The 10506-nt window shown below is 60.3% G+C and carries 10 protein-coding genes; 4 read left to right on the plus strand and 6 right to left on the minus strand.

What is annotated here, in order from left to right; translation table 11 throughout:
• Positions 1-29: 29 nt before the first annotated feature.
• The 6 genes from RlegSU303_RS28930 to RlegSU303_RS28955 form a co-directional block, all read right to left on the minus strand.
• The gene (locus RlegSU303_RS28930; RefSeq protein WP_026158192.1) at positions 30-695 is read right to left on the minus strand and encodes a nitroreductase; all 666 of its coding nucleotides are present in this window, start codon (positions 693-695) and stop codon (positions 30-32) included.
• Between the two features lie 391 nt (positions 696-1086).
• A complete protein-coding gene (locus tag RlegSU303_RS28935) occupies positions 1087-1440 on the minus strand; it encodes an ArsR/SmtB family transcription factor (protein ID WP_094088187.1) in 354 nt (117 codons plus the stop codon).
• 191 nt (positions 1441-1631) lie between these two features.
• Positions 1632-2324, minus strand: a complete 693-nt coding sequence (locus RlegSU303_RS28940) for a response regulator transcription factor (RefSeq protein ID WP_094088186.1) — start codon at positions 2322-2324, stop codon at positions 1632-1634.
• A 1-nt stretch (position 2325) separates the two neighbouring features.
• The gene (locus RlegSU303_RS28945; RefSeq protein WP_003550117.1) at positions 2326-2703 is read right to left on the minus strand and encodes a response regulator; all 378 of its coding nucleotides are present in this window, start codon (positions 2701-2703) and stop codon (positions 2326-2328) included.
• Positions 2704-2705: 2 nt separating this feature from the next.
• On the minus strand, positions 2706-3347 hold the full coding sequence (locus tag RlegSU303_RS28950; protein WP_077976962.1) for a response regulator transcription factor: 642 nt from the start codon (positions 3345-3347) through the stop codon (positions 2706-2708).
• Positions 3344-6979 carry a PAS domain-containing protein gene (locus tag RlegSU303_RS28955; RefSeq protein WP_231283886.1) on the minus strand — a complete coding sequence of 1212 codons (3636 nt, stop codon included), beginning with the start codon at positions 6977-6979 and terminating at the stop codon, positions 3344-3346. Before RlegSU303_RS28955 ends, RlegSU303_RS28950 begins: the two co-directional genes overlap by 4 nt.
• A gap of 350 nt (positions 6980-7329) precedes the next feature.
• On the opposite strand from RlegSU303_RS28955, the gene RlegSU303_RS28960 reads away from it, so the two are divergent.
• The 4 genes from RlegSU303_RS28960 to RlegSU303_RS28975 all read left to right on the plus strand — a co-directional run bounded on the left by RlegSU303_RS28960 (position 7330) and on the right by RlegSU303_RS28975 (position 10233).
• On the plus strand, positions 7330-8082 hold the full coding sequence (locus RlegSU303_RS28960; protein ID WP_094088184.1) for an SDR family oxidoreductase: 753 nt from the start codon (positions 7330-7332) through the stop codon (positions 8080-8082).
• Between the two features lie 87 nt (positions 8083-8169).
• The gene (locus RlegSU303_RS28965) at positions 8170-8403 is read left to right on the plus strand and encodes an AbrB/MazE/SpoVT family DNA-binding domain-containing protein (RefSeq protein ID WP_131718961.1); all 234 of its coding nucleotides are present in this window, start codon (positions 8170-8172) and stop codon (positions 8401-8403) included.
• Entirely contained in the window at positions 8400-8804 is a 405-nt protein-coding gene (locus RlegSU303_RS28970; RefSeq protein ID WP_094088182.1) for a type II toxin-antitoxin system VapC family toxin, read from the plus strand. Before RlegSU303_RS28965 ends, RlegSU303_RS28970 begins: the two co-directional genes overlap by 4 nt.
• A 115-nt stretch (positions 8805-8919) precedes the next feature.
• Entirely contained in the window at positions 8920-10233 is a 1314-nt protein-coding gene (locus RlegSU303_RS28975) for a hypothetical protein (RefSeq protein WP_231283887.1), read from the plus strand.
• Positions 10234-10506 lie beyond the last annotated feature (273 nt).

A 10506-nucleotide genomic window follows, 5' to 3' on the forward strand; every position in this document is an offset into this window, starting at 1 on the left:
AGGGTCTCTGGTCCTTGGATCGCAGGCAACTAATCGCCGACGAACGTGACCGTCTCGTCGAGCGGGGCGCGGCCTGTGCGGGTGTAACTGACCGTGGGATCCTCGTGCCCGATCGACATGCCGCAGAAGAGGATGAGCTCGTCCGGGGGTGACAGGACTTCTGCGACCGTCTCGCGAACCTGCGACCACGCCATCTGCGGGCAACTGTGCAGACCTTCGGCACGGAGCAGCAGCATGACGGTCTGCAGATACATGCCGACATCGGCCCATTGGGATAGGCCCAGGTCACGGTCGATGTAGCAGAACAGGGCGGCGGGCGCGCCGAAACAGTTCCAGTTGGCGATCGCTGCCCGCTGGCGCGCCTCCCAGTCCTCGCGCGCAATGCCGAGCGCGCTGTAGCGCTCCTTGCCGAAGGCGGATCGGCGCTCCCCGTAGGGGGACTTCAGCACGGGCGGGTACATCTCGTACTGCCGCTTGTCCCAGGCGTCGCCATGGGCCACGCGCTCGACGGCGGACGTCTTGAGCTCAGCCAGCGGTGCGCCGGTCATCACATAGGTGTTCCACGGCTGGATGTTCGAACCTGACGGCGACCAAGCTGCGGCGGACAGCACTCGCTCAAGCACCTCCCTCTTTACAGGCTCGCCTTTGAAACCCCGCACCGCCCGTCGGCTTGTGACTGCTTCATATACGTCCATGATCGCCTCCATGCCGCCGGTCGTTCGGTACGTCCATACTCATGGCGTCTCCTCCTGACTTTTCCCGTTCCTGATGTGATTCATTATCTCCATTTGCAATGGAGGCGTAATCACACCGTCGTCTAGGAGGCGTACATCAAACGTACATCAGGGATCGAGGCATTCGAGGGCCATGTGGGCGAAGCAATCGCGGGACCCCCGCGCCATTGCATCCAGGCCTTGGAACTACGCCCATTGAGCGGCCTCGGCTTCGCGCTTGCGCTCAAGCCGCGGTCATCTCTTTCGCCGTCCTCGCCATTGCGCTGCTCTTCGTCGCCGCGGTGCCGATCCCGAGTTGCCTACAAGATCATGTTCCAATCATGAGCCGCAAGAGCAACGCTTCGTCATTTCGTCAGGTGCCTACGGCTCGGCCGCGTTCCACTGGGGAGCGAGGGTGCCATCCGAAGATGTCGGCGAGCGTATCGAGCATCGCCGTGGCCGCGGCGGATTGAAGTGAATAGTAGATCGTCTGGGCATCCCTTCGCGTCCGCACGAGGTCCTGTTCTCGAAGAATTGCCAAATGCTGTGAAGTCGAAGATTGGCTCAATCCCACCTCGTCAGCCAGGACGGACACGGACATTTCTCCTTCGGCCAGCAGATGCAGGATGTGAAGCCGTTTGGCATTCCCCATGGCCGACAGGAAGTTTGCTTCGTTGTCGAAGGCGTTGGTTTCAGGGGAAGGCGCAGCTGACGATTGATTGTTCAAGGCGAGATCTCCTTTAGGGAACCAAAGCCGGGCACCAGGTCATATCCCCGAGCTTTAATTTAGAGATAACGCATGGGTGCGGGGCCGAAACCCATTATCGGCGCCGCATCGTCTTTTCCGGCGCGAATCGGATACGGCGCGCATCAAATGGACAGCGGCAGATCGTCTTCGAGTCCGGCATCCTTCGCCTACTAGCGCGGGCCGATCTGGCGCATTTGCGCCGGCAGCGTTTCCCAGGCCCGGATCAGTTCGCCGATAGAGGCCGCCTCCATCTTGTGCATGACATTGCTGCGATGCAGCTTGACCGTCACCTCGCTGATGCCGAGGTCGAAGGCGATCTGCTTGTTGAGGCGGCCGCGCGCCACCTCATGCAGGACCTCGCGCTCGCGCTGCGTCAGCGTCTCCAGGCGCTTGATATTGCGCTTGGCGATAGCGGCTTCCGCCCGTCGCTCGGCATCCATCGCAATGCCGGCAGTCACGGCGTCGAGCAACGTCTGGTCTCGCACCGGTTTGGTGAGAAAATCCACGGCGCCGGCCTTCATCGCCTGGACGGTCATCGGGATGTCGCCATGCCCGGTCAGGAAGATGATCGGCTTGGAAATGCCGTTTTCGGCCAGATGGCTCTGCAGGTGAAGGCCGCTTGCGCCTGGCATGCGCACGTCGAGGATCAGACAGCCGGGGCTATCCAATATATCGGCGTCAAGCAATTCTCGGGTCGAAGCAAAACTGGTCGCCTGGAAACCCGCCGACAGGATCAGCTCCGACAGCGCTTCGCGAACCGATGCGTCGTCATCGACGATAATAACAAGCGGCTGGTTCTCTTCATAACTGCACTGCAATGATAACGGCGCCGATCTCCGCGGCAACGGCTGGTCAACTCTCATGTCACCCTCCATCTGTCGATTTATGCAAAGCGTTGGCAATGGCCGCCAGCAGGGCCTGGGCATCGAAGGGCTTGCGGAAAAATCCGCTCGCGCCTTGAGCGCGTCCCTGATCGGCTATCTCGTGGCGGCCCGTGATCATGAATACCGGCAGCTCCGGACGCGACTTCCGCACCAGGTCACGAAGTTCGAAGCCGTCGATGCCAGGCATTCCGATATCGGTGATGAGCAGGTCGAGGTCCGACAGCCCGTTGACGAGCAGCGAACCTGCCGATGAAAAGCTGCGGGCCACATAGCCCGCCGATTCCAGAAGGTCGCCCATCGATTCAAGCAACCTTGGATCGTCATCTACAATTGCCACGACATGTCTTGTCTTGTTCATCTTCAATTCCCTCCCACCCTGCGCGAGTGGGTTATCGGTATTTCCAATCTCTCCGCGATCCGCACCAGATCGGCGAGCGATGCCGCGGCCATTTTCTGCATCACGTTTCTTCTGTGGATCTGCAGCGTGACTTCGCTGATCCCCAGTTCGGCTGCGGCCTGCTTGTTGAGAAGGCCGCTGACGACGAGCGGCAGCACCTCGCGCTCGCGCGGCGTCAGGTCGAGATAGTGTTGTCTGAGCATGTCGATCTCGGCGCGCTCGGCTCTCTTTTCCCGATCCTGAGCAATCGCCGCGTGGATTGCCGCCATGAGATCCGCATCGCTGAACGGCTTGGTCAGGAAGTCCACCGCGCCATGCTTGATCGCACGCACCGAGGAGGGAATGTCGCCGTGTCCGGTAATGAAGACGATCGGCGGATGATCCCTGTCGGCGATCTGTCTCTGCAGATCGAGACCGTTGATGTCAGGCAACTCGATATCCAGAACGAGGCAGGCGGGCACATCCGGCTTGTCCGCTCTCACGTAGTCGCAGGCCGATTCGAAGGCGATGGCGTGCATGCCGTGCGAGTCCAGCAGCTCGACGAGCGCTTCCCGGATACGTTCATCGTCGTCGACGATGAAGACGATATGGTCGTCGGCCGTCATAGCGCCGCCTTCGTTTCAATAGGCAATGTGAAGATCAACGTCGCTCCGCACGGATTGTTCTTCTCGGCCCACAATCGCCCGCCGTGCAGTTCGACGATCGAGCGGCAGATGGCCAGCCCCATGCCCATGCCTTTTTCCTTCGTCGTGAAGAACGGCTCGAACATCTTTTCGGGAAATTCGATGCCCTGGCCGCGATCGCTGATCTCGGTCTGGAGGATATTCCCGATCTGGCGCACGCGGATTTCGATGACCCTGTCGCCTGTCGTGGCGTCCATTGCCTCGATGCCGTTGCGTATGAGATTGATTAGAACCTGCTGGATCTGGACGCGGTCGATTGCGATGAGCGGAAGGGTGGCGTCGACCTCCACTTCCATCCGAACGTGACGACGCCAGGCCTCGTCGGCCATGAGGTTGCGCACTTCGTTGACGATGCCGGAGAGCGTCGATGGGGTCCTCCTGTCTACGGATTGCTTGAACAGAGCGCGAATGCGGCTGACGACATCCGCCGCCGAGTTGGCATCCCGGATGATCCGCTCGACCGTCCTCTGTGCCCGCTCCATATTCGGCGGCTCGGCCATGAGCCAGCGCTGGCAGGCGTGTGAGTTGGCTACGACGGCCGCGAGCGGCTGGTTCACCTCGTGCGCGATGGAGGCTGAAAGTTCGGCCAGGCTCGCCACTTGGCTCGCCCGTGCAAGACCCTCTCGCGCCCGACGCAGATCTTCCTCCGCGTGAACCTCACCGTCGATATCAAGGCAGATGACATTCCACTGGACGATGACGCCTTCGGCATTGCGCATCGGTGCCGCGCGCGTCTCGACCCAGCGATATTCACCATCATGGCGGCGCAGACGGTGCCTGCGCGCATAGGGCTCGCCCGTGGACAATGAATGGGCATAGTTTTCTTTGACCCCTGCCACATCGTCGGGATGAACACCGGCATCGAGTGTGCCGTCCAGCCGGGTTTTGCCCGTTCCATCCAACTCTTCGAGATTATAACCGAGGAAGTCGCGCAGTTGCTGGCTGCGATAGATCGGTTCTCCATCAGGTGCTGCGCAATCGATCATCGCCGGCAGCGTTTCAACGAGCTGCCAGAGCGATCGTTCTCTCTCCCGCAGTGCCTCCTCGACGCGCAGTTGATCGTCGATGTCATGCGAGAGGCCGTACCACTGAACGATCCGTCCATTATCATCCCGCAGCGGCTCCGCGCTACCTTTCACCCAGCGGTAGACACCGTCGGCGCGCCGCAGGCGATATTGGCTGGAGAAGCGGTCCCCGGTGGCGAGAGAATGGCTGAGCGCTTGCTCGAGGCCGGCTGCATCGTCCGGATGGACGGCGGCCTCGATGAGCGCCGCCAGCCGGCTCATGCCCGACTTTTCCATATCGGCGATATCGAGACCGAGAAAATCGATCAGGCGTTGGTTGAAGAAGGTCGGAGCGCCTTCCGGATTGAGCCGCCAGAGCAGGCTCGGAACCATGTCCACGAGTTGGGAAAGCTCGCGCTCCCGGTCGCGCAGCGCTTCCTGCGCGCGCATCTCATCGTCGATGTCGACGGAGATGACATACCATTGCATGATCGCGCCGCTTTGATCGCGTAGCGGCTCGGCTCGGCCATCGACCCAGCGATAGGCTCCGTCGAAACGGCGCATGCGATATTTTATCGAGAAGGGATCGCCGCTGGCGAGGGAATGATGAACCGTCTCGAGCAACCTTGATGCGTCATCGGGATGGACGAGGGTGTGGATGACTGAGGAGAGGCGGCTCATGCCGGGCCTGTCCATATCGCCAACATCGAGACCGAAAAAGTCAATGAGCCGCTTGTTGAAGAAGACCGGTTCGCCTTCTGGCGTCAGGCGCCTGATCTGGGCCGGGACCATATCCACGAGCTGCGACAGCTCGCGTTCGCGGTCGCGCAGCGCCTCCAGCGCGCGCACCTCCTCGTCGATATCGAGGGAGACGCCGTACCATTGCACGACCGTTCCGTCGTCATCGCGGCGCGGCTCCACCCTGCATTCGGCCCAGCGGTAGACGCCATCCTTTTCAAGCCAGCGAAACCGCATGGTGGAGCCGCCGCCGGTTTCGAAACAATTACGCAGCGTGCGCTGCACGCCGGACGCATCCTCAGGATGAACCAACTGCTGCAGCAGTTCGTCGATGCGCGGTTCGGCCTGCGCGTCAAAATTGGCGATGACGGCGCGGAAATGGTCCTGGTAGCGTTTGTTGAAGTAGGTCGATCCGCCTGTCGGTTCCACGCTCCATACGCGGACCGGCACGGCGTCGATCATCTGTTGAAGCTGCCGTTCGCTCCGCCGAATGGCCTCTTCGGCACGCATCTGATCGTCGATATCGTGACAAAGCCCGTACCACTGGACGATGTTTCCGGCCTGATCGCGCATCGGCTCGGCGCGGCTCGACATCCAGCGATAGAGACCGTCGGCGCGCCGCAGCCGATACCGCATGACGAAGCTCTCGCCGGTCGCGAGGCAATGGCGAAGGGCGTCCCTGAACCCGGCTGTATCATCGGGATGAACGGTGGCCTGCAGGACCGCCTCCAGCCGGCTGATACCTGGCTTGTCCGAGTCCGCCACGTCAAGACCCAGGAAATCGACCATCCGCCTATTGAAGAAGGTCGGCTCGCCCTCGGGCGTCAGACGCCAGACATGGCTCGGAACCATATCCACGAGTTGCGAGAGTTCCCGCTCCCGGTCGCGCAACGTCTCCACGTTTTGGCGCAATGTGAGCACTGCCAGCTGGTGCTGGCGGGATATGGCGGCGACAATCAGCGCCGAAAATGCCGAGATGGCGAGAAACAGCTGCAGCATGATCTGCTTGTGTTTCTGGGATTCGGGATCAGCGGCAAACTGGCTGGCGCCTGTTATCGTGAATACCGCCGTGATCAGAGCAAGCAGAGCGAGCGATACCGCGGCGCCCTTGAACTCGAAGCGGACCGCGGCCCAAAGAAGAGACGGCATGATGATATAGGCGAAGGGAAGGTAGCCGCTCAGTGAAAGAGCCGCGACACCGAGAAAGATCAGCCCCAGGACGCAGGCTTCCACCCATTGCGCGGCCGAGAACTGCGTCTTGCCGCGCCAGCTGTGAAAGAGGACCAAGGCCAGCGGCGAAACGATGAGGACACCGGTTGCGTCTCCGATCCACCATAGCGGCCAGGCCGTCGCGAAGGATTGCGATTGAATCGCGAACCAGGCAAGCGTGGCACTTCCCACGGTCGCGCTCACGATCGGTGCAATTCCGGCAGCCAGGACGACGAATGTCAGAACTTCCTGCAGAGTTTCCATCTGAACAGGGTGCTTCAAGGTCCGGTTCACCAGCCATGCGGCGACCATTGCTCCAAGAGCGTTGCCGACATAGATCAGGAAGGCCGCGGGCACGGGGCTGTAGAACCACAGGAAATTGCTGAACATCTCTGCCAGGCAGCCCGCCAGGATCCACCACGGCCAGCTGCGCCTGGAGGCGAGGATGAGCGTAGCGACGAAAAGCCCGCCCGGAGGCCAGATGGAAATACCCGTTCCCGGCACGATTGCCAGCGACTGTGCGAAGCCGCAGGCGAGTACATAGGCGAGGAAGAATAGCCCCAGATGCAGGAACTGGGGACGGTGCGACCAAACGCTCAGCATCAGCTGCTCCTGCCGGACAGAGAGAACCGGGGGATCGTCAGCATTTCCTGCAGCAGTCGTTCTCGATTTTGGGGCTGGCGAGCTCATGTTCAAAGCGTAATCCCGCCGAACCACAACCGCAACTCATGGAAACCCATGCATTGCGCGGGAATGTAGCCGGAATTTTCGGGCGAACGACGGATCTGAAGACTGTTCTGTTTTCCCGATGGCGCATCCTAGACTTCAGGCTGGTTCCGCTATGCCCTACGGCTAGGGCGCCAGACCTCAGGCACGATGGAAGGCGTCCGGCTTTCCGGTCATTGTCGATTCGCGTCAGGCATTGCAGAAAACATGCAACAGAGGATGCCGATATGAAAGTCACGGTGGTGGGAGCAAGCGGTCTCATCGGAACGCGGCTCAGCGAGAAGTTGCGCCGATCGGGCCACCACGTCGCGGCCGCATCATTGTCGCTTGGCGTCGACACGGTTACCGGCAAGGGACTTGATGTGGCGATGGCGGGAACCGAAGTCGTTGTGGACGTGACCAATGCCGCATCGTTCGGCGACAGTTCGGCGTTCGATTTCTTCAAGGCGTCGACGAAGAACTTGCTCGCAGCTGCGGCGCAAGCCGGCATCCGGCACTATCTCGCACTCTCGGTCGTTGGCACGCCGCGCCTCGTGGAGAGCGACTATTTTCGCGCGAAAATGGTGCAGGAAAATCTGATCCGGGCTTCAGGTCGACCCTACACAATCCTCCGCTCCACGCAATTTTACGAGTTCATAAACGGATTGATCGACATCGGGGCTGAAGGCAATGTCTTGCGGTTGCCATCGGCCTTGATGAGGCCGGTCGCAGCCGGAGATGTCGCCGCATTCCTGGCGGAACTGGCAGCCGGTGCTCCCTTGGGCGATGTCGTCGAAATCGGCGGCCCGGAGCAGTTCGGCATCGATGAAATCGCCCGGATCTATCTCGCCGCGAACGAAGACGAACGCCAGGTGATAACCGATCGATCCACGTCGTATTTCGGTGTCGAATTGACCGACGACGCCCTGATTCCCGCCGCCGGTGCGCGCGTGGCGCGCCAGACGCTTTCCGACTGGCTCTACCAATCGATGGCCGCTTAGCAACCGGCTTCTGCAGCAAGCATTGGCTTGAAATTTTGCAATGCAGGTAATACTCTTCAATAGAAGAGTATTACAAAGGCACCCAATATGGCCACGATCGTTACCGCAAAAGGGCAGGTGACCATTCCAAAGCGGGTCCGGGATTTGCTTGGCATCGTTCCCGGCAGCCGGGTCGACTTTCATCGCGCTGCCGACGGCAGTGTGGTTCTGACGCGCGCTGACCAGAAGCGGCCCGCCAGTCGCTTCGAGAAGCTGCGCGGCCATGCCGGCAAGGGCCTCGGTACCGACGCCATCATGGCTTTGACGCGTGGCGAAACGTGACGCTCGTCGACACCAATGTTCTTCTGGACCTGGTGACCGATGACCCGAAATGGTCGAGTTGGTCGATAGCCCAGCTCGAGACGGCGAGCATCGAAGGTTCCCTGCTGATCAATGATGTCATCTATGCCGAACTTGCGGTTCGATACGACAGGATCGAGGCTCTCGAGACTTTTCTGGAAGAGGCCGGCCTCGAGATGAGACCAATGCCGAAGGCCGCCCTGTTTCTTGCGGGCAAGGTCTTCACGCAATATCGCAAGGCAGGCGGGTCACGCACCGGCGTGCTTCCCGATTTCTTCATCGGCGCTCACGCAGCCGTAGAACAGCTGCCGCTTTTGACCCGTGATGTCGGCCGCTATCGCACCTATTTTCCGTCATTGAAATTGATAGCGCCTGTTTCCTAAGCTCATCGATACGGCTGTCGAAGCCTTCAATAAACCTTCATGAAGCTCAGGGTTGAAATGGTCGCGACCAGCTCCAAATCCCGTCGGCGGTAGTCGAAACGCGAGGGGAGGGCGCATGGGCAACGCGCATATTAATCGGATCGGCCTGGGCAAATCGGCCTTGGGCTTCGTTCTCGTCATTTTCTGCCTCCTGTCCTGCTCCCAGGCATTGGCGGCGCCCGCCGATATCGGCGGCCTGACGGTGAACTTGCCCGATGCCGCTTCCGGCTGGAGGAAAGCCGGTAAGGGCAATCTCTTCATGCTGCAGAAGGATTTTCCGGAAACGGAGGACAACAAGCGCGGCAATGCTTTGATCCAGATCACCAAGCCGCTCCCGGCAACGCGCAATTCCCTGCAGGCCGGCATGAAGACCTTCGTCGCGACGCTTCCCGACATGGCAAAGGAAGATATCCTGATCAAGCATTATGGGGTCACGGTGAACGGCTACGACATCCGCGTGGAAGAACGCTGCTGCGTCCACCAGAAGAACGTGACCATCAGCCAGATCGTCGTCGGCATCGCCGGCGACAAGCGGCAGGCCTATCTGCAGCTCGTGCTCCTGAATGTGAACGGCGACAGAAGCAGCAGCGCTGAGGCCGATTTCGCAACCCTCGTGCGCTCGGTGAAGCTTGATCCTTCCGACAAGGATTTCGATCTCGTGCCGGCGAGTGACGACGGCGGGCTGGACGGCGTCTTCACCCATCTCGATACCGGACTCCGGCCGAACGTCTTCGGAGGCATGGATTTCTATTCGGACAGCACGATCACCATGTTCGATCCGAAGGGCCTGTTCAGCAGGGAGCTGCCGAAGGGCGGCCGGAGCATTGCCGAACATTGCAGGGACACCCCGACCGATTGCGGCATTTACAAGCTTGCCGGCGGCGGTTTCTTCTCATCCGCCGGGTCGATCGAAATGCGCAGCGTCACCTCTGCCTACGGCACGATCGAGATCGAGACGAAGCCGTTCTCGAAAAAGGGCGAAGACCTGGTGATTGCCGACGCAGACCACCGCGCCGTGCCGCCGTTTGATGAGGGCACGACGCTCGACGGCGAATGGGTATCCACCTTCGCCTCGAGCGGCATGACCGCGACCTCATCGGGATCGGTGACGTCCAGCCATACGCTGACGCTTCATCGAAACGGTACTTTCGAACGTACAGGCTGGTCCGGCGCCTCGATGACGAACGAAATCGGCGGATCGCAATCGGGCGTCACCACGTCAAGCAACCGGCCGGGTGCAAGCGGACGCTACAAGCTTTCCGGCTATCGCCTCGATCTGACCGACGCCAGCGGTAGGACCGAGACCATGAGCATATTCGAACCCGACAAAGGTTCCGACGGGCTTCTGGTGATCAACGGCAACAACTACCTGAAGGACGATGGGAAATAGAGATGTAGCACCCAAGATATTGATAAATATGGCTTATAAGGCGACGTGATTGACCTCCCGGTCGGCTGGAAAGCCACCGTAGTTATCAGTCACTTCGAGTCATCGGCAATGCGCGAATCACTTGAAATCTGGCTCATGTCGCCAGCCGTCTCGGCGGGCTGAAACGGGCGGTTTGGTTAAGCATTTGTAAATTGGTAACGAATCGAGGCATATAGTAACTGCGCAACTGAAGCGCTTTCGTTCAAAATTGCGCAGTTACCTGGGAAAAAGATC

Source organism: Rhizobium sp. SU303, from assembly GCF_021052345.1.
Taxonomy (GTDB): Bacteria; Pseudomonadota; Alphaproteobacteria; order Rhizobiales; family Rhizobiaceae; genus Rhizobium; species Rhizobium laguerreae.

Coding starts and splice junctions, on each gene's coding strand:
- RlegSU303_RS28965 (WP_131718961.1), top strand. CDS start 8,170: ATGGCCACGATCGTTACCGCAAAAGGGCAGGTGACCATTCCAAAGCGG.
- RlegSU303_RS28950 (WP_077976962.1), bottom strand. CDS start 3,347: ATGACGGCCGACGACCATATCGTCTTCATCGTCGACGACGATGAACGT.
- RlegSU303_RS28940 (WP_094088186.1), bottom strand. CDS start 2,324: ATGAGAGTTGACCAGCCGTTGCCGCGGAGATCGGCGCCGTTATCATTG.
- RlegSU303_RS28955 (WP_231283886.1), bottom strand. CDS start 6,979: ATGCTGAGCGTTTGGTCGCACCGTCCCCAGTTCCTGCATCTGGGGCTA.
- RlegSU303_RS28945 (WP_003550117.1), bottom strand. CDS start 2,703: ATGAACAAGACAAGACATGTCGTGGCAATTGTAGATGACGATCCAAGG.
- RlegSU303_RS28960 (WP_094088184.1), top strand. CDS start 7,330: ATGAAAGTCACGGTGGTGGGAGCAAGCGGTCTCATCGGAACGCGGCTC.
- RlegSU303_RS28975 (WP_231283887.1), top strand. CDS start 8,920: ATGGGCAACGCGCATATTAATCGGATCGGCCTGGGCAAATCGGCCTTG.
- RlegSU303_RS28930 (WP_026158192.1), bottom strand. CDS start 695: ATGGACGTATATGAAGCAGTCACAAGCCGACGGGCGGTGCGGGGTTTC.